Source organism: Microbacterium sp. M3 (assembly GCF_033548675.1).
Lineage (GTDB): Bacteria > Actinomycetota > Actinomycetes > Actinomycetales > Microbacteriaceae > Microbacterium > Microbacterium arthrosphaerae.
In genome coordinates this window covers 12412-36692 of the sequence record NZ_JAWTZT010000006.1, presented here as the reverse complement: position 1 = coordinate 36692, position 24281 = coordinate 12412, and the positions used below count along the sequence as shown (strand labels likewise).

Here is a 24281-nt window from a genome sequence, read left to right as displayed (position 1 = left end):
CGCTATGGGATCGCTCCCACGAAGTCAAGGGAGCGCTCCCACGGATTCATCACGGTTGTGTCACGGACGCCCATCACCCCGTTCGAATCGCGCACTTGGTCGTAAATCCGGCCCCCGAGCTGCAAAGTGCGCGATTCGAACGGCTCGTGGGCCGGTGGACGCAGGCGGCGAAACCGCGGTTGCCGCGGCCCGTACACTGGAGGGGACCCCTGCCCGCGGCATCCGGCTCCGATTCCTCGCGAAGACCTGCACTGAGCGAGCGAACCGAGACGACGTGTGTCGCTCAACGACCGATAGCAGCGGCCTCGGCCGCCAGGAGGATCCGGATGCCCACCATCGTCGTCGACGTCATGCCCAAGGCCGAGCTGCTCGACCCGCAGGGGAAGGCCGTCTCGGGCGCGTTCGCACGCCTCGGTGTCGCCGATTTCAGCGCCGTGCGCATCGGCAAGCGGTTCGAGCTCACGGTCGACGGCGAGGTGACCGACGAGGTGCTCGCCGAGGCCCGGCGCGTCGCCGACGAGATCCTGTCGAACTCCGTCATCGAGGACGTCGTCGGCGTCGAGGTCGTGGAATGACCGCCCGCATCGGGGTCATCACGTTCCCCGGCTCGCTCGACGACGTCGACGCCCAGCGCGCCATCCGCGTCGCCGGCGCCGAGCCGGTCGCCCTCTGGCACGGCTCGCACGACCTCGAGGGCGTCGACGCGCTCGTTCTTCCCGGCGGCTTCAGCTACGGCGACTACCTGCGCGCGGGAGCCATCGCCGCACTCGCGCCGATCATGGCCGAGGTGAAGGATGCCGCGGCCAAGGGCATGCCGATCCTCGGCATCTGCAACGGCTTCCAGATGCTCGTCGAGGCGCACCTGTTGCCCGGCGGGCTGATCCGCAACGCGCACCAGCAGTTCATCCGCCGTGACCAGCGCCTGCGCGTCGAGAACAACGACACCGCGTGGACCAGCGATTTCGCCTCCCGCCAGGAGATCGTCATCCCGCTGAAGAACGCGGACGGCGGCTACATCGCCTCGGAGTCCGAGCTCGACCGCCTCGAGGGCGAGGGCCTCGTGGCCTTCCGCTACGTCGGCGTGAACCCGAACGGGTCGCTCCGCGACATCGCCGGCCTCACCAACGAGCACGGCAACGTCGTGGGCCTCATGCCCCACCCCGAGCACGCTGTGGAGCCCGGCTTCGGCCCCGACACGGCCGCCGCCATGCGCTCGGGCGTCGACGGACTGTCGTTCTTCACCTCGGCCGTTGCCGCCGTGGTGGGCGCCGCCGCCTGACGCGTCTCGCTGCGCTCGCTCGACGACCGCCGTCCGGGAGCCGCCAGGGCGCAATCCCCACCCCGGTCGTGCGCGCGAGAGCGTAGCGACCGAGACGAAACGCGCCAGGTCAGACGGTTCCGGCGGGCGGCCAGACGCCGATGATGAGCGCCATCACCACGATGGTCACGAGTTCGTGAGCGATGTTCATCACGGTGAGCGATGAGGGTCGGCCCTCGAACGCGTCGTGCGTGATGAAGCGCGCCGCGGTGAAACCCGCCCATAGGACCACCCCGGTGCCGAGCGCCGCGAGCAGGTAGCTGCCGTCGTAGAAGTGCCAGGCGATCGACGCGGCCCCGGCCAGGACCCACGCCGTCACGAAGCTGACGATCAGCGTGACGACGATCGGCACGACGGCGGTGGAACCCGGCCGGTTCATGTCGACTTTCGCCAGCTTCGCCCAACGCGTGCCGAACACCTTGGGGGTGTACCAGATCGATCCGACGACCATGCTCGACAGGGTCGCGAGCAGCACCGCCCAGTAGTTGATCTCGGGAACCATGTCCGCCTCCTCGCCTCGGCGCGCTGGGCCGCACGCCCGCTCGACGCGAGCGTAACGCCGGGCGGCGGGGCCGGCCCCGCACCGCGCCGGTAGCGTGGACGGGGTGAGCACAGGCATCCGGAATCTCGTCGTCAGCGTCCCCACCGAGCAACTCGCCGCCGATCTGGGAGACCTGCCCGCGGGCGTCGAGCTGGTGGTCTGGCCGATGGATGCCGCCGCCCCCCGCGAGCGGTTCGACATGGTCGTGCCGCCGTACATGTCGATGGCACGCGTGCTGGAGCGCCTGGAGGGCGTGGAGGTCGGCCTGGTGCAGGGCCAGTCGATCGGGTACGACGGCGTGGCCGACATCCTCCCCGGAGGGCTGCGCTTCGCCAACGCCGCATCCGTGCACGAGACCTCGACCGCCGAGCTCGCCGTCGGGCTGGCGCTCGCGGCGCAGCGGCACATCGACGCCTTCGCGCTCGACACCGCCGCCGGCCGCTGGTCGCCGGTCTTCGCGCAGAGCCTCGCCGACCGCCGCGTGCTGCTGCTCGGCTACGGCGGCGTGGGCAAGGCGGTGGCCGCGCGGCTCCTGCCGTTCGAGGTCGAGCTGACCCCCGTCGCCTCACGTGCGCGCGAGGAGGACGGCCTGCAGGTGCACGGCATCGACGAGCTTCCCGACCTCCTCCCCCGCGCCGAGATCGTGATCCTCACCCTGCCCGGTGGCGAGGCGACCCAGGGCCTCGTCGACGACGCCTTCCTCGCGGCACTGCCGGACGGTGCGCTGATCGTCAACGTCGGCCGCGGCACCCTCGTCGATACCGACGCGCTCGTCGACCACGTCGGCCGCGGGCGGATCCGGGCGGCCCTCGACGTGACCGATCCCGAGCCGCTCCCCGAGGGCCACGCGCTGTGGTCGCTCCCCGGCGTGCTCATCTCGCCCCACGTCGGCGGCGCGTCCAGTGCGATGCGCCCGCGCGTCGCGAAGCTCGTGCGCACGCAGATCGAGCGCCTGGTCGCCGGCGAGCCGCCGATCAACGTCGTGCTCGGCGGCTGACCCGCCCGCCCCACCGAGCGGAGGCCGCTGACCGCGCAACCACTGCACCCCGTGCAGACCGCTGATCGCCCGGCCCGGGGCGAAGCACACTCGCGTTCAGCGGCGTCAGGCGCCGGGCCGGACGAGTCCGGTCTCGTACGCGGCCACGACCGCCTGCACGCGGTCGCGGACGCCCAGCTTCGACAGCAGCCGGGTGACGTGCGCCTTGACCGTCGCCTCGCTGAGGTACAGCTCCTGGCCGATCTCGAGGTTCGAGCGCCCGCGGGCGATGCACAGCCAGATCTCCTGCTCGCGCGGGGTGAGGTCGACGGGCGGGTGGGCGTCAGGCGGAGGGGCGCCGAGGTAGCGCTCGATGAGACGCCGGGTGACCTCCGGCGCGAGCAGCGCCTCTCCCGCCGCCACCGTGCGCACGGCGTCGACCAGGCGCTCCGGCGGTGCATCCTTGAGCAGGAACCCCGAGGCGCCGGCCGCCAGCGCGCGGTACACGTACTCGTCGAGGTCGAACGTCGTGAGCACGAGCACGCGCGGCGCGTCGGGGCCGGCCGCGATTACACCGGTGGCCTCGATGCCGTCCATTCCGGGCATCCGGATGTCCATGAGCACCACGTCGGGCGCCAGCGTCCGGACGGCGGCCACCGCCTCCTGCCCGTTGGACGCCTCGCCGACGACCACGAGATCGGCGGCCTCGAGCAGTCCGCGGATGCCCGAGCGGACCAGCGCGTGATCGTCGACGATGAGGACACGGATGCCGCGGCCCGCCGCGGCGGTGTCGCCCGCGACGCCGTCTGCGTCGAGCGGGTTCACGACGCGCCGCCGGCCGGGATCGTCGCCTGCACCAGCCAGCCTCCGGCCGCCGTGGGGCCGGAGTCGACCGAGCCGCCGTAGAGGCGCGCGCGCTCGCGCATGCCCGGGAGGCCGCGGCCGCTGCCATCCGCCGCCGCGGGGCGCGCGGGCGCCGGTCCGTTCTCGACGCGCAGCTCGACCGCCCTCCCGGTCCAGCGCACCACCACCGCGATGTCGGCGCCGGGCGCGTGCTTTCGCACGTTCGTGAGCGATTCCTGCACGATGCGGTAGACCGCGAGGGCCGGGCCGTCGGCGATCCCTTCGGCCGGGGCATCCGTCTCCAGCGTGCAGCGATGACCGGCAGCCCGGGTCTCGGCGATGAGGTCGGGGAGTGCCGACAGGCCGGGCTGCGGCGCATACGAGGCCTCGTCCTCGCGCAGCACCTCGAGGAGGTGCCGCATCTCGTCGAGCGCGCTCTGCGCGGTGCGCCGGGTCAGCTGCAGGTGGGTCCGTGCCCGCGCCGGGTCGCGCTCGACGAACTGCTCGGCGGCGGCCGCCTGCAGCGCGACGATCGAGAGCGAGTGGGCCACGATGTCGTGCAGCTCGCGGGCGATGCGGCGGCGCTCGGAGGCCGCGGCTTCGGCGGCGCGCTGCTCGGAGCCCTCGCGGGTGCGCTCGAGCGACAGCGCGCGGTGGCGCACGATGCGCCCGGCCGCCCAGGTCGAGCCGACGAAGAAAACGAGGAAGACGGTGCCGGCGGTCTCGATGCCGGTGGCGCCGAAGTACCCCAGGGCGTGGGCCGACAGCATCGCGGCGATCGGCACGAGCCCGAGGAGGATCGCCCACGGCAGCGGCGTCACGCGCTCGGCCACCGTGAAAGTCGCCACGAGCAGGCTCGGGAACGGGTTGAAGGTGGCGTCGGGCCCCGCGAGCGCCGCATGCAGCACCAGCGCGGCGGCGACGACCAGCATGACGGCGGCGGGGAAGCGGCGGCGCACCGCGAGGGGCAGGGAGATCACGAGCGCGAACCCGAGCTGCGCCACCGGGTGACCCGACGGCACGAGGAGAGCCTCGAGCACCGCCCACACGCCGATCCCGCCCGCGATCGCAAGGTCGAGCGGCGACGTCCAGCGCCGCCACCCGCGGGACTCCGCCGCGGCATGCACCGGCGCGGGAGCGGGGATAGGCGACGCGATCACGGTCCGATGCTAGGTGCGCACGGGCCTCCGGCAGTAGCGACGAAGGTCGACATTCCGGTGCACGCAGGTCTGCCCGGCGCCCGCCGCAGGTCGCGCCCGAAGGCCGACCCGCCGCCATCGGCCCGTCGACCTGCGCACGATGCCGGCTCCTGGCACGCCTCCGTAGCTTCGTCTCGTCGCCCGGAATCCCGGACCGCGGCACCCGAACTCGACAGAAAGGCCGGCCATGGCTGCCGTCACCACTCCCACCGGGCGCACCTCCGCGGTCGCCCCCGCCACCGCCTACCCTCGCGACGGCCGCGTCATCGGCCGCGTGAGCAGCCGTCTCGCCGGCGCAGCCGCGCTGACCGCCGGCATCCTCTCCATCGCGATCGGCACCCTGCAGTACCTGTTCCCGCAGGATGAGGATCCGGCGATCGATCCCCGCACCCGCGTGATCCTCGTGATGTTCACGCTCAGCCTGTGGGCCTTCGCGGTGCTCTTCGTCGGCCTCGCCCGGTACGCCCGGTCGAGCTGGGGTGCGTTCGTCGCCGGCACCGGCACCGTGCTCCTGACGCTCGGCACCGCGACGAGCGCGGCCAACGGCATCGACCTGGAGTTCTTCCCGATCGTCGCGATGGCGGCGAATGCGCTGTGGCTCGTCGGCGTGATCGGGCTGACGGTCTCGCTCGTGCGCGCCCGCCAGCTGAGCCTGTGGCTCGTGCTGCCCCTGCCGTTCGTGCAGGTGCTGCTGCTGTTCTTCTCGCAGATGGGCGGCGGCGTGCCGGCAGGCCTGTTCGTCTCGGCGCTGGGCATCGTGCTCCTCGCCGGCGGCGCGCAGTCGCGCGCTCGTCGGCGCGCGGCTCGCTGACACGCACATCGCGCAGGGCCGGGGTGGATGCCTCGGCCCTGCGCGGTGCGCGTCGCCGGCGGGTGCGACCCCCGAGCGTGCGGTGACGCTCCGGCTCTTCTCATCGCGGCGGGTCTGGGGTATGACCGAAGAGAGGGCGGTGACGCGATGAACGATGCGAGATCGGACCGGACGCCGAAGGTGGAGCGCCTCGACGCCGCGACGTGCTGGGAGTACCTGCAGGGCGCGCAGCTCGGGCGCCTCGCGGTCGACAACGCCGACGGGTCGCCCGACATCTTCCCCGTGAACTACGTCGCACACGAGGGGGCGGTCTTCATCCGCACCGCGCGCGACGCCAAGCTGCTGCACATCGCCCACCACCCGATGGTGGCGTTCGAGGTCGACGGCGAGGCCGGCGACGCCTACTGGAGCGTCGTGATCCGGGGCCGCGCCGAGCGGGTCACGCGCGAGGACGAGATCCGCGACAGCGGCGTGACCGGTCTCGCCTCCTGGAGTCCGACCTCCAAGCTCTTCGTGATGAAGGTCACGGCGAACACGGTGACCGGCCGCCGCTTCCCATCGCACGCCGGCCGCACCGGCCCGTCGATCGCGTTCGAGGGTGACGCGACGCGGCCGGCGGCCGGCGAGCAGCGCCCGGCACGCGGCGAGCGCCCGGCGCCGATCCCCCACTTCGAGCCCCGCACCGGGGCCACCGACACCGTGCCCGACGCGGGTCGCGAACCCTGACCCGCCGCCGCGGCGTCAGGCGGTGAAGACCGTGTGCACGTCGCCCACGATCTCGCGGCCGCCCAGCGCCGCGAGCTCCATGAGCACGGCGGTGCCGACGACGACGCCGCCCAGCGCGGCGACGAGCTCGTGCGCCGCGACGAGGGTTCCGCCGGTGGCGAGCACGTCGTCGACCAGGAGCACCCGGGTGCCGTCGGCGATGTCGTCGTGCGCCTCGATCGTGGCCGTGCCGTACTCGAGCGCGTAGGTGACGGATGCCGCGGGCAACGGCAGCTTGCCCGCCTTGCGCACCGGCACGAGGCCCACCCCGGCCTCCATCGCGACCGCGCCCGCGAGGAGGAACCCGCGCGCCTCGACCCCGGCGACGACGTCGAACGACCCCTCGAACGGCGCGATCATCGCGTGGATGACGGTGCGCAGGGCCGACGCGTCGGCCAGCAGCGGCGTGATGTCGCGGAACATGACCCCGGGCTCGGGGTAGTCGGGGATCGTCCGGATGAGGGACTCGGCTCGTGTCAGGGCTTCGGACGGCACGGCTCTCACCCTACGCCGCCGGCCGCCCTCGGTCGTCGAGCGAGGAGCGCAGCGACGGAGACGAAACGCCCGCACCCGGCGCACCGGATCCCGAGGCAGCGGATGCCGCCGCCGGACGCGCCGGCCGCGGCATCCGCTGTCCGTCCAGGTCAGGTGATCCCGAGCTGGAACCAGCCCGCCCAGCCCCCGGCGCCGTTCCACCATGTGCTGTAGGCGATGCCGTCGCTGCCGGTGACGAACACGTCGATCTGCTCGGCGACGCGGCTGATGGCCGCGACCTGGCCGCCGGGCCTGCCGACGCCGCCCGACACGTTGAACCAGCCGGCCCAGTTGCCGCCCTCGTGCCACCACGTGGAGTAGACGCGGTTGTCGGTGCCGATGACGAACAGGTCGAGGTGGTTGTCGTACCGGGCGATGGCGGTGACGTCCGACCCCGGCGACGCCACCCCGCCCGACACCTGGAACCAGCCGCGCGCCCAGCCGCCGGTGACGTTCCACCAGGTCGACATGATGCGCCCCGCACTGTCCGTGGTGAACAGGTCGAGCTGATCAGGATGCCGCGCCACCACTGTGACCGTCGAGTCGGGCCGGCACGTGATGCCGTTGATGGGGAACCACCCCGACCACCCCGAGCGCTGGTCCCACCACGCCGAGTACACCCGGTTGTCGGTGCCGACGGTGAAGATGTCGAGGTGGTGCGGGCGCCGGGCGACGGCGGTCACGGGTGCGCCGTTCGCGGCGATGCCGCCGCCGATGTGCACCCAGTCGCGCGCCCAGCCGCCTGCGCCGTTCCACCAGATCGTCATCGTGCGGCCGCTCTCGTCGGTCGTGAAGAGGTCGATCTGATCGGTGTAGCGGGCGAGCGCGGTGATCACCGAGCCCGGACGGCAGCGGATGGTGCCGAGCACGAACCAGCTCGACCAGCCGGTCGCGGCGTTCCACCACGCGGAGTAGACGCGGTTGTCGGTGCCGACCGTGAAGAGGTCGAGGTGCCGGTCGAAGCGCGAGATCGCCGTGATCGGCGAGCCGGCGCCACCGGGCGACGCCACCCCGCCCATGAGCGAGAACCAGCCCGCCCAGCCCGAGCCGGCATCCCACCAGTTCGACACGCATCGCCCGTCGGGCGCGACCGCGAACACGTCGAGGTGCTCGGGGTAGCGGGCGACGACCGACATGAGCGCGCCGGCGCGCACCTCCTGGGTCATGAGCGGCCGGAACCTGTTCCAGATCACCGCCTTGCACACGGCGCAGAACTTCACGCCGAGGTTGCGCATCTTGCAGTTCCACTCCGGCCGGTAGGCGCCCGCGTGGTAATAGTGCGCACCCTCGAACGTGCCGACCGTCCCGTCGGCGACGGGGCTCGGCGAGTAGTCCTCGATCGCCGGGTTCGGATTGGTCTGCGTCGGGATGGGCGTGCTCGCCGCCACCGCCCAGCGCCACTTGAGCGTGTTGCGGTCGGTGTTGATCGTGACGTTGGGCTCGCCCGGCTCGGTCGGCGGGTGGTGCTGTCGATCGGCCTCGTTGCCGCCCGCCCAGTACGGGTACTCGTCCGCGAGCCCGAAGGCGGTGTGCCCGGCCTCGTGGATCGCGATCTCGGTGGCCCCGCCGGCGAGCGAGTACGTGCCGATCGAGCCGCCGGCCCCGCCGTACACCGTGGAGTTCACCACCAGCAGCGCCAGGGTGAACTCCGGCACCTGCGCGGCGGCCGTCGTGAGCACCGTCGCCGTGTTGGCGAGGAGGAGACGACGGATGCCGCCACCGCCGAAGCTGGCATCGAAGTACGTCCGTGCGGTGGCCCCGGTGCCCCCGGCGGCGGCCGGGTCGTCGGCGCCGCTGTCGGTGGAGCGCACGTTCACGCGGAAAACGTTGATCACCGGGCGCAGGTCGCCGAAGGGCTCGGTGCCGAGGAGCGCCGTGACGAAGTCCGACGCCGCGGTGTCGAAGGCGCCCTGCTGGGCGGCGGTGAAGCCGTCGCCGAGGAGGACGATGTTGAACGCCCGGTTGCGCGGGGCGTTCCCGTGAATCTGGGTGGTGCCGATGACGGCGCCGTCTGCGGTGGTCATCGCCCTCACCCCTCGATCGCGTCGTCCGACAGGACGGCCGGGGCGGGAGGCTCGACGCCTCGCACGCCGGGTTCGCCGGGGGCGGGCTCGGCCTCGGGTGCCGCCGGTCGCTGCAGCACGACCCGCGCCGCCGCCTCGGGAGCGGGCACGACGACAGTGAAGGCGCCGCGGCGCACGGTGTCGGGCACACGCGTGATGGCCTCGCCCGGCTCGCCGAACACCTCGAGCGACTCGGGCAGGGCGTTGCGGACTGTCACCCGCGACAGCGCCGTGCCCTCGACGTCGCGCACTTCGACGTGGTCGACGCTCGGGGCCTCGGCGAGGTCGAAGCCCGACACCGCGACATCGACGCGCTGCTGGCTGACGAGGCGGACGTCGCCGTCCTCGTACTCGTAGATCAGGCGCAGGGCGGCAGGGCCGCTCGGCGTCTCTTCGCCGGGGCTGCTGCCCGGCATCTCGGGAGAGCTCATCGCTGCACCTCCGGATCGATGGACATTGACCCTCAGGAAGAGCGGGCGCCGTCACCCGGTGATACCGCGGCGGTGCCGAGGCGAGGGATCTGCGGGCGTGGCCGGGAAGGCGCACGAAAGGAGGAAGGCCATGGCGTGGGACTGTAAGCGCTTGCAGTACACTGGCCCGATGACTTCCGCACAGACCGCTGAACGCACGGACGCGTTCCTCGCCCCGCTCGGCGGCGAATGGTGGCGCACCGCCGTCATCTACCAGATCTACCCGCGCTCCTTCGCGGACGCGTCGGGCGACGGCATCGGCGACCTCCCCGGCGTCACGGCGCACCTCGACGACCTGCAGAGCCTCGGCATCGACGCCATCTGGCTGAGCCCGTTCCAGCGGTCGCCGCAGAAGGACGCCGGCTACGACGTCAGCGACTACTGCGACGTCGACCCGCTGTTCGGCACCCTGGCCGACTTCGACGAGATGCTCGCCGGCGCCCATGACCGCGGCATCCGCGTCATCGTCGATCTCGTCCCGAACCACTCCTCCGACCAGCACGAGTGGTTCCAGCAGGCGCTGGCCGCCGCGCCCGGCAGCCCCGAGCGTGCGCGGTACATGTTCCGCGACGGCAAGGGCCTCGAGGGCGAGCTGCCCCCGAACAACTGGGAGTCCGTCTTCGGCGGCCCCGCCTGGACCCGCGTCGTCGAGGCCGACGGCCGCCCCGGCCAGTGGTACCTGCACCTCTTCGACTCGTCGCAGCCCGACTTCGACTGGTCGAACGAGGTCGTGCGCGAGGAGTTCCGCCGCATCCTGCGCTTCTGGCTCGACCGGGGCGTCGACGGCTTCCGCGTCGATGTGGCGCACGGCCTGATGAAGGCCGAGGGCCTGCCCGACTACATCCCCGACCCCGAGGCCGGCTCGATGGGCGGCGAAGAGGAGAACGTCCCTTACTGGGGTCAGGACACCGTGCACGAGGTGTACCGCGACTGGCGGAAGATCATGGAGGAGTACGCGGGCGACCGCGCCCTCGCCGCCGAGGCCTGGCTGCCGACGGCCGAGCGCACCGCCCAGTGGGTGCGCGCCGACGAGATGCACCAGGCGTTCAACTTCCCGTACCTGTCGACGGAGTGGGACGCCGCCGACCTGCGCACGGTCATCGACGTGTCGCTGCGCGCCTTCCCCGGCGTCGGCGCACCCTCGACCTGGGTGCTCTCGAACCACGACGTCGTGCGCCACGCGTCGCGCCTCGCGCTGACCGCCGAGAACCCGCAGGGGCACGGCATCGGCCCGGACTCGCCCGGACAGCCGATCCCCGAGGTGGGCCTCGCCCGCGCACGCGCGGCGACGGCGCTCATGCTCGCGCTCCCCGGTTCGGCGTACCTGTACCAGGGTGAGGAGCTCGGTCTGCCCGAGGTCATCGACATCCCCGGCGACGCCCGTCAGGACCCGACGTGGTTCCGCACGAACGGCGAGCGGTACGGTCGCGACGGCTGCCGCGTGCCGATCCCGTGGAACGCGGATGCCCCGGCCTATGGCTTCAACACTTCAGGGGCGTCGTGGCTGCCCCAGCCCGCCGAGTGGGCGACGCTCGCGCGCGACGCGCAGTCGGGCGTCGAGGGCTCGACGCTCGAGCTGTACCGCACGCTGCTCGCGGAGCGTCGCGCGCGCTCGCTCGGCGCCGGCTCACTGGAGTGGCTCGAGGGCTACGGCGCCGACGCCGTCGCATTCCGCAACGGGAATGTCTCCGTCGTGGCGAATGTCGGCAGCACCCCTATCGCGCTGCCGGACGGTATCGTGATCGCGTCGAGTGGCCCGCTCGCGGGCGGCGCCATCCCGGCCGACACGACGGTCTGGGTGGTCGACCAGGGCTGACCCGCCCGGCCGGCGTGCGGCATCCACTCAGCGACACACCCGATGAGTTGGCGTAGATGTCCGCGACACGCCTGGCGTGTTGTACACATGAGCCAGGTCAACGAAGGGGACAGGGAGACGACGTGGTCAGCATCGATGAGGTCGCCCGCGCGGCGGGCGTCTCGACTGCGACCGTCTCGCGCGCCCTGAGCGGGCGCGGCCACGTCTCCGCGGGCGCCAAGGCGAAGGTCGAGGCGGCGGCGAAGAGCCTCGGCTACGTGGTCTCGGCGTCGGCGTCCAGCCTCGCCTCCGGACGCACGCGCAACATCGGCGTGCTGGTGCCGTTCCTCGACCGCTGGTTCTTCTCGACGGTGCTGAGCGGCATCGCTTCGGCGCTCATGCGACGCGGCTACGACATCACGCTGTACAGCCTCACCGCCGACCGCGCCGAGCGTCACGACGTCTTCGACACCTTCCTGCGGCGCCAGCGCGTCGACGGGGTGATCGCGATCTCGCTCGAGCTCGGCCGCGAAGAGACCGAGCGCCTCGTCGAGCTCGACCTGCCCGTCATCGCGATCGGCGGCCCCAACCCGCTCCTGACGACCCTGACGGTCGACGACGTCGCGGTCGCACGACTTGCCACCGAGCACCTGCTCGCGCTGGGTCACCGCGAGATCGCCCACATCGGCGCGAGCCCCGAGTTCGACATCGACTTCCACATCCCCACCCAGCGCCGGCAGGGCTTCGAGCAGGCGCTGGCCGATGCCGGCATCCCGGTGAGCCCGTCGCTGTTCGAGCCGGCCGACTTCACCATCGAGGGCGGTTTCCGCGCCGCCAAGCAGCTGCTCGGCAAGCCCGGAGGCCGCCCGACGGCCATCTTCGCGGCATCCGATGAGATGGCGATCGGGGCGCTGCTGGCGGCCCGCGAACTCGGCTACCGCGTGCCCGAAGACCTCTCGGTCGTCGGCATCGACGGCCACGAGCTCGGCGAGTTCTTCCGGCTCACCACGGTCGACCAGTTCCCGCTCGGGCAGGGTGAGCGTGCCGCGGAGGCGATCCTGCAGGAGCTGGAATCGGATGCCGCGCCCCCCGCGCACCGGCCGGGCGAGCTGCCCTTCGAGCTCATCGTGCGCGGCTCGACGGCCCGCCTCCCCGCCTGAGCCGGCCTGCGTTCCCGCCCTTCGGTCGGCCCCGGTCGTCGAGCGAGCGAGACGACACGGGCGCCCGACACTGCGTCGGGCCCCGGGCGTTTCGCTTGGTCGCTGCGCTCTCGCCTCAGAGATCGCTGTCGTCCTCGTCGCGCGCGTCGGCGGCGCGGGCGATGAGCACCGGCTCCTCCTCGAGGCACAGGTCGATGATGGCGCGCAGCAGACCGCCGAGGCTCGTCGAGTTCAGCAGACGGAATCGGTCGTACTCGCCGAGCGGAGCGATGGCGGCGAGCTGCCAGGCCGACTCCACCGGGTCTTCCGACAGGGGCGTCGCGGGGTCCCATCGCGCCTCATCGAGGACCGACGCGAGCGTCGCGAGGCGCCGCACGATCTGCTCCGCTTCGCGGTGGAGCGGTGCCAGCGCGTCGTCCCAGACGAGCGCGGGAACCGTCGACACATCGGCCACCGGGTGAGGGTCGTCCTGGCGCCAGCCGGCGACGGCGATGCGCTCTCCCCCCACGGCCACCACGTAGAGGTCCGTCGCTCCGGCCTCGACCTGCAGGATGCGCGCCATGGTGCCCACCGAAGCGCGCTGATCCCCGCCGCCGGCCTCGAACCCGCGCTCGATGAGCACGACGCCGAATTCCGGCTCTTCGAGGTCGAGCAGGTGCCCCATCATGGTGAGGTAGCGCGGCTCGAACACCCGCAGCACCAGCGGCGTATACGGGAAGAGCACGCTTCCGAGCGGGAACATCGCGACGACGTCCATGGCTGACAGTCAATCAGCCGGATGACGTGTCAGGGCGATGTCGCCGGTGGTCCTCCCAACGGACGTGTGGGCCGGCGGTGGTGCTGACTGCTCGACAGATACAGGCGATACGCCCGCGACAGCGCGTCATCGCCCACGACGTCCTCCACGCGCATCGTCCGGCGTACGTTCTCCAGCACGTGGATGTCGGGCACCCGTGACAGGTCATGACGGCGCCGCTGATCCTCCAGCACAGCCGTCACCGCACCCCACTCAGGGTCGAGGAACAGCGTGACGGGCTTGCGCCGCGGTCGCAGTTCGTTGATGCGCATGACCGGGCCGGCGAGGAGCGACCACGGGTAGACGTCGGGGCGGCCGCTGCGGTCATGGATCACGGTGGGAACGTCGTCCACGAGGTACACCAACCCCTGAAGGCGAGTGCCCCCTCCGAGACCGTCGTTCGGCCCCAGGATGATGTCGAGCCGCACATCGCTCCCGAAGTACGGTTCGAGCGCGACGCACGCCTCCGGCTGCCAGCGATCGGGCCAACGGATCATGGGCGCAGACTATCTCGCGCTCCTCGCACTCCTCGCGCGACGAGTCAGAGGGCGCGCCACGTCATGATCGCGCGCTCCGTGGCGGCGTCCACACCCGCATGGCGCAGCCAGTCGTGAAGGTCGAGCTGCCGGTACATCGCGCGGAACGCCGAATCCGCTGTGTGCCCGAACCTGCCCAGCACCGCGCGGCGCTCCTCTACGTCGAAGGAACGGCCGTGCAGCGCCCGCATCGACTCCGCGTTCGCGAAGGAGGCGAGGTAGTCGGCGGCCGCGGCATCCTCCGTGACGCCGGTCGCCTTCAGCAGCACGGCGGCGACGAGTCCGGTCCGGTCCCACCCGGCACCGCAGTGGAAGAGGATGCCGCCGGCAGGCGCTGATGCGATCGCCTCGAGCACTGCGGCCAGGCGATGCGGGAGTTCTCGAAGGTGGTCGGCGTAGTAGAGGGGGGTCCCCCAGCGCCCGTCGGCTTCGAACGCGGCCCAGAAGTCGCGCTCGTCGCCGTCCAGGTCGACGTGCAGCGAGAGCACGTCGTCGGGCACGCTTCCGGTGATCTCTTCGGGCCGCCGCAGATCGATGCTCGTCCGCACCCCGTGGCTCCGGAGCGCATCCCACCCCGCCGCATCGACCCGATCCAGCACTTCCGCGCGGACGAAGACGCCGGCGGGGGTCGTGGATCCGTCCTCCCGCTCCAGCCCGCCGAGGTCGCGGACGTTGGCCAGTCCGTGGACGGCGAGAGCGATCGGCACGTCGTCAGTGTGCCACGCGGCCGGACTCAGGGCGCGAAGATCAGCACGCCGTAGACGCCGAACAGCATGAGATGCACGGCACCGTGAACCGCGGTGGTGCGGGGCGCGAAGTACGTGATCACGGTCATCACGAGGGTGATGCAGATGAGCACCATGTTGGCCGGGGACTCCCCGAGGATCACCGGTCGGCCCGTGATCAGGCCGATCACGAGGATCGCCGGGATCGTCAGGCCCACGGTCCGTCGGCGCGCCACCGACGACGGTCGTCGAGAATGGACGGGTGGAGCCGTGGGAGATGCGCGAGTGGTACGCGGACTTCCTCGATGCCTGCAACCGGCACGACCTCGACGACGTGCGATCGCACCTCGACCCGGCCGTCCGTCGCGCACATCTTCCCGGTGGCGTCGACGCCTGGATCGACGATCTCGACGAGCTGTTCCACGGCTTCCCCGACTGGCAGTGGCGGCGCATCCAGGTGATCGTCGAGGACGACCGCATCGCCGCGCACCTCCGGGGCAGCGGGACGCACCTCGGACCGTTCCGCGGCATCGCCCCCACCCGTCGTCACGCGAACGTCGCCGAATTCGCGATGTACCGCGTCGCACGCGGGCGGATCGTGGAGTTCTCGGGCACCGAGCCCATCGAGCTTCTCGCGCTGCTGCAGCAGTGAGCCGCGGCATCCACGATCCCCTCATCCGCGAAGGTGCCTCGTGAAGAATCGGGCGGCGTCCTCGCCCGCGTAGGACGGGACACCGGTGTGACCGCCCATGTTGGCCTGCAGGGTCTTCTCTTCGGATCCGAACGCGTCGAAGAGATCGAGTGCCATCTGCCGGTCGTTGCCATGGTCGTCCCACTGGAGCAGCACATACACCGGGATCGTCACGCGACGGGCCTCGTCGAAGGTGGATGCGGGCACGTAGCTGCCGGCGAAGAGGCCGGCCGCGACGACGCGGGGATCTGTTGCGGCCAGCCGCACGCCGATGGCGATCACGCCACCCGAGTACCCGACCGGGCCCGCGATCTCGGGGAGGGCGAGGAGCCCATCCAACGTGCGCTGCAGTTCGGGGACAGCCCGGTCCACCAGCGGCACGACGAGGCGGTCGATGACGTCAGCAGTGACCGGCCTGCCGTCGCGCAATGCCGTCTGCAGGTCGGCGCGCGCGGCGTCGACGCCCTCGATCGGGGGCCTGTCGCCCGCACCGGGCAGGTCGATCGTCGCGGAGCTGAATCCGTGCGCGGCCGATTGCTGTGCCCTGGCCAACAGACGCGGATACATGCGCTGGATGCCGCCGGGATGGCCGAGCAGGATCAGCGGGGTGGGCTCCGACAGCGCGCGCGGTGGTGTCCAGAGGATGCCGGCGACGCCGTCGATGTCGATCTCGCGCTCGACAACGCCGTCGTCGAGGACGCGCTCAGAAGTGAAACGCATGAGTGGTGCCTTTTGGAAGTGCTCCAGATGGGGCGCTCCCGGCGACCTATCGCCCGACCGCAGCTCCCACGAGGAGCGCCCGCGTGATTCCGTTCATCGGGTCACCTCCTTCTCGTCCGCTCGGCCCGGCCACAGTACCGCCTGCGGCCGCCGCCGGCCAGGGGCGTGCTCCGCGGCGGGAGGCCGCGGCGTCGGGTCGTCCGCAGGTGAACGGGCCTTGCGCAGGAGCCCGGCGCGGGTCCGGGTCCTGTGGAAGCCCTGTTCACCTGTGCCGACGCGGGCGGGCGCAGGCGGAGCGCGGCCGCAGGGGCGAGGTGCAGCGGTCCGCGACCCGGTCCTCCTCACCCCGCGCCCGCGACGGACCCCCGGCTAGGCTCGACCCCATGACCCTCGACCTCGAAGCGCTCTACATCGATCTGCACCGGCATCCGGAGCTGTCCTTCCAGGAGACCCGCACGGCCGGGGTGATCACGCAGCACCTGACGGAGCTGGGCATCGCATTCGAGGAGGGCATCGGCAAGACCGGCGTCGCCGCGCTCATCGAGAACGGCGAGGGGCCGGTCGTCTGGCTGCGCGCCGACATGGACGCGCTGCCGGTGCCCGAGCAGACCGGGCTCGAGTACGCGAGCACGGCGCGCGGCACCGACCCCGCCGGCAACGACGTGCCGGTCATGCACGCGTGCGGGCACGACATGCACGTGACGGCGCTGCTCGGCGCGCTCGAGCAGCTGGTCGCGACCAAGGAACAGTGGTCGGGCACGATCGTCGCCGTCTTCCAGCCGGCCGAGGAATACGGCGCCGGCTCGCAGGCCATGATCGCCGACGGCGTCTTCGACCGGTTCCCGAAGCCCGACATCGTGCTCGGCCAGCACGTCACCCCCCTGCCTGCCGGCACGATCGGCGTGCGCAGCGGCACGCAGATGGCGGCATCCGACGGTCTCTCGGTCACCCTGCTCGGTCGCGGCGGACACGGCTCGCGCCCGCAGGCCACGATCGACCCGGTCGTCATGGCGGCAGCGACGGTCCTGCGACTGCAGACGATCGTCTCGCGGGAGGTCGATCCTCGTGACGTCGCCGTGGTCACCGTCGGCTCGATCCACGCCGGCCTCAAGAACAACATCATCCCGGCCGAGGCGAAGCTCGAACTGAGCCTGCGGTACCCCGACGACGAGGCCCGCGCCCGCGTGCTCGAGAAGGTGGAGCGCATCGTGCGCGCCGAGGCGCAGGCGTCGGGCGCCGAGGAGCCGCCGGTGATCGTGACAGACCACACCCTGCCGCCGACCATCAACGACGCCGATGCGACCGAGCGTCTCGCGACCGCTTTCGACGCGGCGTTCGGCGAGGGGACCGTGATCGACCCCGGCATGTTCACCGGCAGCGAGGACGTGTCGTGGTTCGCACGGGAAGCAGGCGTGCCGCTGGTGTTCTGGTTCTGGGGCGGCGCCGACCCGGTCGCGTTCGCCGCAGCCCAGGCCGCAGGCACCGTCGAGCGGGACATCCCCACCAACCACTCGCCGTTCTTCGCGCCCGTGCTGCAGCCGACGCTCGGCCGCGGGGTGGACGCCCTGGTCGTCGCCGCGCGCGAGTTCCTCGGCAGCGCTCCTGCCACGTAACCGCCGCCGTCGCACCCGCCACGACATCGCTCAGGCCGGATCGGCCTCGGCGACGGCTTCGACCCTGGCGTCTTCGGCATCCAGCAGCCGGGTGAGTCCGCGGAAGTCGCGCAGCAGGATCCGCGCCAGCACGAACGTCGGCAGCAGCGCCACCAGCCGGAGCCACCCGGCGACGTCGCCGCCGTAATCGGCATGGACGCGCGTGCCGCCGCGATCGGGCGCGCATACGTACTCGACGCGCGAGTTCCACGGGGCCGTGGAATGCCACACGACGCGCTCCAGCGGCTCGACCACCTCCAGTTCGTCCCAGAACCGCACGCGGAACGGGCCGACGATACGATCCACCGCCGACCAGCGGCTGCCGACGACCGCGGGCCCCTCGCCGAGCCGCTCCCGGAGCTCGACCGCCGGCGCCCAGTCGGGCCACGTGCCCGGGTCGGCGAAGCAGGGGAAGACGCGCTCGGGCGGATGATCGAGGTGGACGTCGAGCGTCACGCGTCGCCACATGATCGTCACACCATGGCGGGGACGGGGCGATCGGGATAGAGCTCCCGCATCGCTCGGTCGTACTGCCGCTTCATGAGCAGCAGATACAGCACGCGGATCGGCGCAGGCACGTTCGATCGCAGCCACGCGTCGCGCTCCGCCTCCGGCACGCTTGCCAGCAGCAGGCCGAGCTGCAGCGCCATGATGTCCTTGCCCAGCTCCTTCCGGTGGGCCATCAGCTCGGCGCGCGTGTGCTCCTCCATCCAGTCCCACTCCTGCTGCGACAGGACCGCGCCGGCCACCGGCATGATGTCGTCCTCCTCTTGCCCGAGGTGAGCGATGAGGGTGTCGCGCAGGTGCTCGATGTCGGCGGCGAACGCGTCGCGCCGCGCGGCATCCGCGGTCTGGAGCCACGGCTCGAGCTGCGGCTCGATGCGCGCGAGGTGCGCCGCCACTTCCGCGTGCTGCGCGCGCATCTGATCGACGTGCATCGCGCAGCCGGGGTCGCGCGACACCAGCCGGTCCCACAGTGCGGCGTCTTCGGTCTGGTGGTGCATGTGCAGCGCGTAGAAGTCGAGATGGGCGTAGCGGCCGACGACGGCGGCGCGCTCGACATCGCCCGGCGCGACGTCTCGGACGAGCTGTGGCAGCTCGCGGTAGAGCCACCGGAAGATCCTGTGCACCAGGATCAGCCCCGATGTGTCGCAGCCGGGTTGCTGCCCCTCCGGCATCGGTCCTGACGACGGCAGTCTGGTCGCCATGTCGCACCCCCGATCCGTCCGCTGCTCGCCGCGTCGCGACGACCCCAGGCGGTGATCAGCCCGGATTCTACTCGCGGTCGTTCCCGCGCGCAGTACCTCCGCGTGCGCGGCCGCGGCCGGTTCACCGCGCGCAGTGCCACCGGGTGCGCGGACGCGGCCGGTTCGGCCTCCGGGCCCCAGCACAGTACCCCCGCGTGCGCGGCCGTGGAAGCCGTTAGGCGCGGGGGACGGATGCCGCGGCCCGCGGCCGCGCCATCCCTCAGCAACGCCGGACCCCTGCTCGGGCACACGTTCACGGGCGCAGTGACCCGCGCACGCTGCGGGCCGAGGCATCAGCGACCCGGGCGCGGCGTCCCGCCCGGGGGCGCGGCATCCGGATCGTCCGCCTGGCGGGCGTCGGTGAGGCGCTGACCCGACAGCAGCCCGGGGAGGCCCCGATGCCCCCTCGTCGTGAGGGCGAGGATGACCGACAGCGCCGCGAAGACAGACGCCACGAAACCCCACACCCCCGGCACGGCGGCCAGGAGCAGATAGCCGCCGATGCCGCCGGCGAACCGCAGCAGACGTGCGAGACCGACCGGCAGCGGGCCGCCCTCGAACCGCAGCTGCACGACGTGGTCGCCGACCGTCCCTCCCGTCGCGAGGACGACGATCAGCCACACGACGATCGGCACGGCGGAGCCGACCACGCTCGCCGCCGAGCCGTCGCGCACGGCGGCATCCGCCCCGAGCAGGTACAGCGCGAGCTGGACCGTCACGACCATCGAGAGGTTCAGCACCCAGGCGGCGAGCGCGTCGCACACCATGCCGAGCAGGCGCCGGCCGCCGGTGACGGGCCGCGGTCGGTCGGCGTCGGCGAGCCTCGGCGATCCCCGGTGGCGGGCGGGCACGGCGAGCGCGAGCACCGAGCCGAGCACGGCGCCGAGGGTGTTCGTGAGGAGGTCGTCGACGTCGAACACCCGGTACGCGCAGGGGTAGAGGCCCCATACCCCGGAGAGCTGCGTGAGCTCGACGAACCCCGACAGCGCCACGCCGACGAGGAGGGCCGTGCCCACGCCGCGGCCGCCGAGCACCCGCACGAAGAACCCGAGCGGCACGAACAGCAGCACGTTGAGCAGCACCTGCAGCATCGCGGGATCGCCGGCGGCCGCGCTCCCGCGACGGGCGACGGCGCCGCGGATCTCATCGGCGATGGCGGTGACGTCGATGTTCACGCCCGCGCAGCGGATGGCGTCGGGGTCGGGCAGGGGCAGGAGCGTGTAGGTCCACACGGCCATGACGTATACGAGCGCCGAGCCCCACAGCACGAAGCGGCCGAAGCCGAAGCCCCCGCGCCGCCGGTAGCTCAGGGCCACGAACGGCACGAACAGGAGCACTCCGACGACCACGCCGAGCGTGATCGCCAGCACGCCCAGGACGACCTGCTCCTCCACGGCATGAGTCTCGCAGAGAGCCGGCGTATGGATTCCGTGAGGATGCCGCTTCCGGCGCGGCGGCGAGGGTAGCGTGGCCCGCCGTGACGAGTGAGAGCCGCGAGCAGACGGTCGACGAGGCGCCGATCGCGAAGCGCCTCATCCTCGGCGACCCGCTGGCGTCGACCGACTCCGACGAGCACCTGCTTCCCAAGAAGATGGCGCTCCCCATCTTCGCCTCCGACGCGCTGTCGTCGGTGGCGTACGCCCCGCAGGAGCTCCTGCTCATCCTCCTCACCGGCGGCCTGGCGTTCCTCGCCTTCGCTCCCTGGATCGCCGCCGCGGTCGTGGTGCTGCTCATCGTCGTGGTGGTGAGCTACCGCCAGCTCATCAAGGCCTACCCGTCGGGCGGCGGCGACTACGAGGTCGCCCGCAAGAACCTCGGTGAGATCCCGGGTGTGGTGGTCGCCTCGGCGCTGCTCGTGGACTACGTGCTCACCGTGTCGGTCTCGGTCGCCTCCGGCGTCGACAACATCATCTCGGCGCTCCCCGGCCTGAACCCGTGGCGCGTCGAGCTCGCGGTGGGCTTCGTGATCCTGATCGTGGTCGTCAACCTCCGCGGCGTGCGCGAGGCCTCACGGGCGTTCGCGATCCCGACCTACGTCTTCATCGGGTCGGTCGGGGTCATGATCGTCGTGGGTCTGTTCCAGATCGCGACCGGCAACCCGCCCGTCGCGTCCAGCGCGCAGTACGCCGTGCAGACCGAGAGCATCACGCAGGCCGCCGTGATCCTGCTGATCCTCCGCGCGTTCTCCAGCGGATGCTCGGCGCTGACCGGCGTGGAGGCGGTGTCGAACGGGGTGCAGGCGTTCCGCCAGCCGAAGGTGCGCAACGCGCAGACGACGCTCGCGGCGATGGGTGGCATCGCGATCCTGCTCTTCTCGGGGCTGACCGCGATCGCTCTCGTCTCCGGCGTCCACTACGCCGAGAACCCGTGCGACCTCATCGGCTTCGACTGCTCCCAACCGCAGCCGAGCCTGATGGCGCAGGTGTCGTCGGCGGTGTTCGGCATGGGGTCCATCCCGTTCTTCGTGATCCAGGCGGCGACCGCCATCGTGCTGCTGCTGGCGGCCAACACCGCCTTCAACGGCTTCCCCCTGCTGGGTTCCGTGCTCGCGCGCGACGGTTACGCCCCGAAGGCGCTCAACACCCGCGGCGACCGGCTGGTGTACTCCAACGGCATGATCATCCTGGGTCTCATCGCGATCGCCGTGCTGATCGTCTACCAGGCCAACCTCACCAACCTCATCCAGCTCTACATCATCGGCGTCTTCGTGTCGTTCACGATCGGGCAGATCGGCATGATCCGGCACTGGCGGCGCGGACTGCGGGGGCTGCGCACCCTCTCGCCCGAACAGCGCGCCACGAAGGCGGCGCGCACCGAGGCGTTCGGCCTGCGCAAGGGCCTCGTCATCAACTCCCTCGGCGCCAGCATGACCGCGTCCGTGCTCATCATCGTGACCATCACCAAGTTCACGCACGGCGCGTGGCTGGTGTTCCTCGCGATCCCCCTGCTCTCGTTCCTCATGGTCGGCGTGCACCGGTACTACCGCGACGTCGAGCACGAGATCGAGATGGACGACAGGATCCACTTCGGCTCGACGGGCGACGTCGCGCTCATCCTCGTCAACAAGCTGCAGAAGCCGGTCGTGAAGGCCGTCGACTACGCCCTGGCCGCCAAGCACGACAAGACGTTCGCGGTGCACATCTCGGTGACGAAGGAGGATGCCGCGGCGCTCGAGGCCGAGTGGCGCTCCCACCGCATGCCCATTCCGCTCAAGATCATCGAGTCGCCGTACCGCACCTACGCGGGCCCGATCGCGGAGTTCGTCAAGAAGTACCGGCAGGAGCACGGGTCTGCGGTGGTGACCGTCTACCTGCCGCAGTACATCGTGGGCCATTGGTGGGAGTCGCTGCTGCACAACCGGCGCGCGCGGCGCATCGCGCAGCAGCTGATGCTCGTCCACGGCGTCTCGATCACGCTGGTGCCGTGGCTGCTCGACTCGTCTGAGCTCATCTACGGTCGCCGCTCGCGCGTGCTGCCGGGTGACGAGCGCGCCGGACGAGGTGCGGCGCCCGAGGTGCATCGCACCGCCCGGCGTGCCACGCGACCGGCGGGTCCGCCGATTCGGGATGCCGCGGCATCCGACCCCGCGAAACGCTGAGCCCGACGGGCCTCGAGCCCCGGTTCCCAGCCGGGGCGGCGGCATCCCGCATACCCTTGAAGGGTGACCCCTTCCGCTTCCGCGGCCTTCCCGCCTGCCCTGCTCGACGCCGACGCGCTGCGCGCCGACTTCCCGATCCTCGGCGAGCGCGTCAACGGCGAACGTCTGGTCTACCTCGACTCGGGCGCGACCAGCCAGAAGCCGCGGGCGGTCATCGACGCGGAAGTGGACTTCCTCACGCGCGCGAACTCGGCCGTCCACCGCGGCGCGCACACCCTCGCCGCCGAGGCGACCGAGCTGTTCGAAGACGCCCGCGCCACCGTCGCCGGGTTCGTCGGGGCCCGCCCCGAGCAGCTCGTCTGGACGAGCGGCGCCACCGCGGGACTCAACCTCGTCGCCTACGCGATCGGCAACGCCTCGATCGGGCGCGGGGCTCCGGCATCCGCTCCCTACGCGCTCCGCGCCGGCGACGAGATCGTGGTGACCGAGAGCGAGCACCACGCCAACCTCATCCCGTGGCAGGAGCTGGCCGCCCGCACCGGCGCCGTGCTGCGCCACATCCCCGTGCGCGACGATGGAACGCTGGACATGGATGCCGCAGCCGCCGTCATCGGTGACCGCACCCGGGTGCTGGCCTTCACCCACGTCTCCAACGTGCTGGGCATCGTGAACCCCGTCGACCAACTGGTCGCCCTCGCCCGCGCCGCCGGCGCTCTCACCGTGCTCGACGCCTGCCAGTCCGCGCCCCACCTGCCCCTGGACCTTCCCGCCCTCGACGTCGACCTCGCCGTGTTCTCGGGCCACAAGACGCTCGGCCCCTACGGCATCGGCGGGCTCTACGGGCGGTCCGCGGTGCTCGAGTCGCTCCCGCCCTTCCTCACGGGAGGGTCGATGATCACCACCGTCACGCTCGACGAGGCCTCCTACCTGCCGCCGCCGCAGCGGTTCGAGGCGGGCACGCAGCCGGTGTCGCAGGCGATCGGTCTCGCGGCGGCCGTGCGCTACCTCGACGGCATCGGGATGGACGCCGTGCACGCGCACGAGAAGGCGCTCGAGGCCCGCATGGGCGAGGGGCTGCGGGCGATCCCGGGCGTGCGCCTGCTCGGCGACGCCGCCGGGGCCGAGCGCGTGGGGCTCTGGGCGTTCGAGGTCGAGGGCGTGCACGCGCACGACGTCGGCCAGTTCCTCGACGCGCGCGGGGTCGCGGTGCGCGTCGGCCATCACTGCGCCCAGCCGCTGCACCGCCGCTTCGGCCTCACCGCGTCGGTGCGCGCGTCGACGCAGCTGTACAACACCGCCGACGACGTGGACGTGTTCCTCGACGCACTCTCGGGCGTCCGTTCGTTCTTCGGGGCCGGCGCATGAGCGGGCTCGATTCGCTGTACCAGGAGCTGATCCTCGACCACTCCAAGCGCCCGCACGGCAAGGGTCTCGCCGCGGAGGCCGCCGCCGAAGGCGTTGCGCACAGCCAGCGCGTGGCCACCTCGTACCAGCGCAATCCGATCTGCGGCGACGAGATCACGCTGCGCGTGCGCCTGTCCGACGACGGCACGACCGTCGACGAGGTGACCTGGGACGGCGCCGGCTGCTCCATCTCGCAGGCGTCGGCGTCGATGCTCGCCGCGCTGATCGAGGAGGAGGGACGGATGCCGCGGGCCGAGGCATCCGCTCTCGTCGAAGGCTTCCGCGAAGCGCTGCGCTCGCGCGGCGAGATCGCGCTCGACGAGGAGGTCTTCGGCGACGCGGCCGCGCTGTCGGGGGTCTCGAAGTTCACCGCCCGCGTGAAGTGCGCCATGCTCGCCTGGGTCGCCTTCGAGGACGCGACCTCCCGGGCCTGATCC

General features: G+C 71.9%; 26 protein-coding genes. 12 read left to right on the top strand and 14 right to left on the bottom strand.

The window, feature by feature from the left end:
- The first annotated feature begins 326 nt into the window (after nucleotides 1-326).
- Complete coding sequence (purS, locus tag R8Z57_RS16070; protein WP_318354794.1) at nucleotides 327-575, top strand: phosphoribosylformylglycinamidine synthase subunit PurS; 249 nt, start codon at nucleotides 327-329, stop codon at nucleotides 573-575.
- A complete protein-coding gene (gene purQ, locus R8Z57_RS16065; protein ID WP_318354793.1) occupies nucleotides 572-1279 on the top strand; it encodes a phosphoribosylformylglycinamidine synthase subunit PurQ in 708 nt (235 codons plus the stop codon). The genes purS and purQ overlap by 4 nt, the downstream gene beginning before the upstream one ends.
- A 109-nt stretch (nucleotides 1280-1388) precedes the next feature.
- Here purQ and R8Z57_RS16060 read toward each other — a convergent pair whose 3' ends face one another.
- Entirely contained in the window at nucleotides 1389-1820 is a 432-nt protein-coding gene (locus R8Z57_RS16060) for a DUF1761 domain-containing protein (protein WP_318354792.1), read from the bottom strand.
- A gap of 103 nt (nucleotides 1821-1923) precedes the next feature.
- Between R8Z57_RS16060 and R8Z57_RS16055 the strand changes: the two genes are divergently transcribed.
- Nucleotides 1924-2856, top strand: coding sequence for a 2-hydroxyacid dehydrogenase (locus R8Z57_RS16055; protein WP_318354791.1), 933 nt, complete (start codon nucleotides 1924-1926; stop codon nucleotides 2854-2856).
- A gap of 105 nt (nucleotides 2857-2961) precedes the next feature.
- Here the strand turns inward: R8Z57_RS16055 and R8Z57_RS16050 are convergent, their stop codons facing one another.
- Together R8Z57_RS16050 and R8Z57_RS16045 are read right to left on the bottom strand one after the other, a co-directional pair.
- A complete protein-coding gene (locus R8Z57_RS16050) occupies nucleotides 2962-3660 on the bottom strand; it encodes a response regulator transcription factor (RefSeq protein ID WP_318354790.1) in 699 nt (232 codons plus the stop codon).
- Nucleotides 3657-4838 (bottom strand): sensor histidine kinase, encoded by a 1182-nt coding sequence (locus R8Z57_RS16045; RefSeq protein WP_318354789.1) that lies wholly within the window; start codon nucleotides 4836-4838, stop codon nucleotides 3657-3659. Before R8Z57_RS16045 ends, R8Z57_RS16050 begins: the two co-directional genes overlap by 4 nt.
- 226 nt (nucleotides 4839-5064) lie before the next feature.
- Here R8Z57_RS16045 and R8Z57_RS16040 point away from each other — a divergent pair, with 226 nt between their 5' ends.
- Both R8Z57_RS16040 and R8Z57_RS16035 read left to right on the top strand, forming a co-directional pair.
- Nucleotides 5065-5688, top strand: coding sequence for a hypothetical protein (locus R8Z57_RS16040; RefSeq protein WP_318354788.1), 624 nt, complete (start codon nucleotides 5065-5067; stop codon nucleotides 5686-5688).
- A gap of 147 nt (nucleotides 5689-5835) precedes the next feature.
- The gene (locus tag R8Z57_RS16035; RefSeq protein ID WP_318354787.1) at nucleotides 5836-6414 is read left to right on the top strand and encodes a pyridoxamine 5'-phosphate oxidase family protein; all 579 of its coding nucleotides are present in this window, start codon (nucleotides 5836-5838) and stop codon (nucleotides 6412-6414) included.
- Between the two features lie 15 nt (nucleotides 6415-6429).
- Here R8Z57_RS16035 and R8Z57_RS16030 read toward each other — a convergent pair whose 3' ends face one another.
- The 3 genes from R8Z57_RS16030 to R8Z57_RS16020 all read right to left on the bottom strand — a co-directional run bounded on the left by R8Z57_RS16030 (nucleotide 6430) and on the right by R8Z57_RS16020 (nucleotide 9481).
- Nucleotides 6430-6948: an adenine phosphoribosyltransferase gene (locus tag R8Z57_RS16030; protein WP_318354786.1), complete on the bottom strand. Its 519-nt coding sequence runs from the start codon at nucleotides 6946-6948 to the stop codon at nucleotides 6430-6432.
- A gap of 149 nt (nucleotides 6949-7097) precedes the next feature.
- Nucleotides 7098-9011, bottom strand: coding sequence for a M64 family metallopeptidase (locus tag R8Z57_RS16025; RefSeq protein WP_318354785.1), 1914 nt, complete (start codon nucleotides 9009-9011; stop codon nucleotides 7098-7100).
- A gap of 5 nt (nucleotides 9012-9016) precedes the next feature.
- Nucleotides 9017-9481 carry a hypothetical protein gene (locus R8Z57_RS16020; RefSeq protein WP_318354784.1) on the bottom strand — a complete coding sequence of 155 codons (465 nt, stop codon included), beginning with the start codon at nucleotides 9479-9481 and terminating at the stop codon, nucleotides 9017-9019.
- Between the two features lie 169 nt (nucleotides 9482-9650).
- Here R8Z57_RS16020 and R8Z57_RS16015 point away from each other — a divergent pair, with 169 nt between their 5' ends.
- On the top strand, nucleotides 9651-11336 hold the full coding sequence (locus tag R8Z57_RS16015; RefSeq protein ID WP_318354783.1) for an alpha-amylase family glycosyl hydrolase: 1686 nt from the start codon (nucleotides 9651-9653) through the stop codon (nucleotides 11334-11336).
- A 122-nt stretch (nucleotides 11337-11458) separates the two neighbouring features.
- A complete protein-coding gene (locus R8Z57_RS16010) occupies nucleotides 11459-12475 on the top strand; it encodes a LacI family DNA-binding transcriptional regulator (RefSeq protein ID WP_318354782.1) in 1017 nt (338 codons plus the stop codon).
- 115 nt (nucleotides 12476-12590) lie between these two features.
- On the opposite strand, the gene R8Z57_RS16005 is transcribed toward R8Z57_RS16010, so the two are convergent.
- The 4 genes from R8Z57_RS16005 to R8Z57_RS15990 are packed head-to-tail and all read right to left on the bottom strand — an operon-like array spanning nucleotide 12591 to nucleotide 14768.
- Nucleotides 12591-13232 carry an LON peptidase substrate-binding domain-containing protein gene (locus R8Z57_RS16005; RefSeq protein ID WP_318354781.1) on the bottom strand — a complete coding sequence of 214 codons (642 nt, stop codon included), beginning with the start codon at nucleotides 13230-13232 and terminating at the stop codon, nucleotides 12591-12593.
- Nucleotides 13233-13261: 29 nt separating this feature from the next.
- A complete protein-coding gene (locus R8Z57_RS16000; protein ID WP_318354780.1) occupies nucleotides 13262-13768 on the bottom strand; it encodes a hypothetical protein in 507 nt (168 codons plus the stop codon).
- 44 nt (nucleotides 13769-13812) lie between these two features.
- Complete coding sequence (locus R8Z57_RS15995; RefSeq protein ID WP_318354779.1) at nucleotides 13813-14514, bottom strand: tyrosine-protein phosphatase; 702 nt, start codon at nucleotides 14512-14514, stop codon at nucleotides 13813-13815.
- 26 nt (nucleotides 14515-14540) lie between these two features.
- Nucleotides 14541-14768: a hypothetical protein gene (locus tag R8Z57_RS15990; protein WP_318354778.1), complete on the bottom strand. Its 228-nt coding sequence runs from the start codon at nucleotides 14766-14768 to the stop codon at nucleotides 14541-14543.
- Nucleotides 14769-14794: 26 nt separating this feature from the next.
- Here R8Z57_RS15990 and R8Z57_RS15985 point away from each other — a divergent pair, with 26 nt between their 5' ends.
- Nucleotides 14795-15184 (top strand): ester cyclase, encoded by a 390-nt coding sequence (locus R8Z57_RS15985; protein ID WP_318354777.1) that lies wholly within the window; start codon nucleotides 14795-14797, stop codon nucleotides 15182-15184.
- A gap of 21 nt (nucleotides 15185-15205) precedes the next feature.
- On the opposite strand, the gene R8Z57_RS15980 is transcribed toward R8Z57_RS15985, so the two are convergent.
- Nucleotides 15206-15943, bottom strand: a complete 738-nt coding sequence (locus R8Z57_RS15980; RefSeq protein ID WP_318354776.1) for an alpha/beta hydrolase — start codon at nucleotides 15941-15943, stop codon at nucleotides 15206-15208.
- A 383-nt stretch (nucleotides 15944-16326) separates the two neighbouring features.
- Between R8Z57_RS15980 and R8Z57_RS15975 the strand changes: the two genes are divergently transcribed.
- Nucleotides 16327-17556 carry an amidohydrolase gene (locus tag R8Z57_RS15975; protein WP_318354775.1) on the top strand — a complete coding sequence of 410 codons (1230 nt, stop codon included), beginning with the start codon at nucleotides 16327-16329 and terminating at the stop codon, nucleotides 17554-17556.
- A 30-nt stretch (nucleotides 17557-17586) separates the two neighbouring features.
- Here the strand turns inward: R8Z57_RS15975 and R8Z57_RS15970 are convergent, their stop codons facing one another.
- The 3 genes from R8Z57_RS15970 to R8Z57_RS15960 form a co-directional block, all read right to left on the bottom strand.
- Nucleotides 17587-18051, bottom strand: a complete 465-nt coding sequence (locus R8Z57_RS15970; protein ID WP_318354774.1) for an SRPBCC family protein — start codon at nucleotides 18049-18051, stop codon at nucleotides 17587-17589.
- Nucleotides 18052-18068: 17 nt separating this feature from the next.
- Complete coding sequence (locus R8Z57_RS15965; RefSeq protein WP_318354773.1) at nucleotides 18069-18803, bottom strand: hemerythrin domain-containing protein; 735 nt, start codon at nucleotides 18801-18803, stop codon at nucleotides 18069-18071.
- Between the two features lie 332 nt (nucleotides 18804-19135).
- A complete protein-coding gene (locus R8Z57_RS15960; RefSeq protein ID WP_318354772.1) occupies nucleotides 19136-20236 on the bottom strand; it encodes a VanZ family protein in 1101 nt (366 codons plus the stop codon).
- Between the two features lie 140 nt (nucleotides 20237-20376).
- On the opposite strand from R8Z57_RS15960, the gene R8Z57_RS15955 reads away from it, so the two are divergent.
- The 3 genes from R8Z57_RS15955 to sufU all read left to right on the top strand — a co-directional run bounded on the left by R8Z57_RS15955 (nucleotide 20377) and on the right by sufU (nucleotide 24278).
- Nucleotides 20377-22440 carry an APC family permease gene (locus R8Z57_RS15955; protein WP_378722300.1) on the top strand — a complete coding sequence of 688 codons (2064 nt, stop codon included), beginning with the start codon at nucleotides 20377-20379 and terminating at the stop codon, nucleotides 22438-22440.
- 63 nt (nucleotides 22441-22503) lie between these two features.
- Nucleotides 22504-23805, top strand: coding sequence for a SufS family cysteine desulfurase (locus tag R8Z57_RS15950; protein ID WP_318354771.1), 1302 nt, complete (start codon nucleotides 22504-22506; stop codon nucleotides 23803-23805).
- Nucleotides 23802-24278 (top strand): Fe-S cluster assembly sulfur transfer protein SufU, encoded by a 477-nt coding sequence (gene sufU, locus R8Z57_RS15945; RefSeq protein ID WP_318354770.1) that lies wholly within the window; start codon nucleotides 23802-23804, stop codon nucleotides 24276-24278. The genes R8Z57_RS15950 and sufU overlap by 4 nt, the downstream gene beginning before the upstream one ends.
- Nucleotides 24279-24281: the final 3 nt, after the last annotated feature.

Bases quoted from the DNA above. Each gene is read 5' to 3' on its own strand.
- purS (WP_318354794.1), top strand. From the start codon at position 327: ATGCCCACCATCGTCGTCGACGTCATGCCCAAGGCCGAGCTGCTCGAC.
- purQ (WP_318354793.1), top strand. From the start codon at position 572: ATGACCGCCCGCATCGGGGTCATCACGTTCCCCGGCTCGCTCGACGAC.
- R8Z57_RS16060 (WP_318354792.1), bottom strand. From the start codon at position 1,820: ATGGTTCCCGAGATCAACTACTGGGCGGTGCTGCTCGCGACCCTGTCG.
- R8Z57_RS16040 (WP_318354788.1), top strand. From the start codon at position 5,065: ATGGCTGCCGTCACCACTCCCACCGGGCGCACCTCCGCGGTCGCCCCC.
- R8Z57_RS16035 (WP_318354787.1), top strand. From the start codon at position 5,836: ATGAACGATGCGAGATCGGACCGGACGCCGAAGGTGGAGCGCCTCGAC.
- R8Z57_RS16025 (WP_318354785.1), bottom strand. From the start codon at position 9,011: ATGACCACCGCAGACGGCGCCGTCATCGGCACCACCCAGATTCACGGG.
- R8Z57_RS16020 (WP_318354784.1), bottom strand. From the start codon at position 9,481: ATGAGCTCTCCCGAGATGCCGGGCAGCAGCCCCGGCGAAGAGACGCCG.
- R8Z57_RS16015 (WP_318354783.1), top strand. From the start codon at position 9,651: ATGACTTCCGCACAGACCGCTGAACGCACGGACGCGTTCCTCGCCCCG.
- R8Z57_RS16005 (WP_318354781.1), bottom strand. From the start codon at position 13,232: ATGGACGTCGTCGCGATGTTCCCGCTCGGAAGCGTGCTCTTCCCGTAT.
- R8Z57_RS16000 (WP_318354780.1), bottom strand. From the start codon at position 13,768: ATGATCCGTTGGCCCGATCGCTGGCAGCCGGAGGCGTGCGTCGCGCTC.
- R8Z57_RS15980 (WP_318354776.1), bottom strand. From the start codon at position 15,943: ATGCGTTTCACTTCTGAGCGCGTCCTCGACGACGGCGTTGTCGAGCGC.
- R8Z57_RS15975 (WP_318354775.1), top strand. From the start codon at position 16,327: ATGACCCTCGACCTCGAAGCGCTCTACATCGATCTGCACCGGCATCCG.
- R8Z57_RS15965 (WP_318354773.1), bottom strand. From the start codon at position 18,803: ATGGCGACCAGACTGCCGTCGTCAGGACCGATGCCGGAGGGGCAGCAA.
- sufU (WP_318354770.1), top strand. From the start codon at position 23,802: ATGAGCGGGCTCGATTCGCTGTACCAGGAGCTGATCCTCGACCACTCC.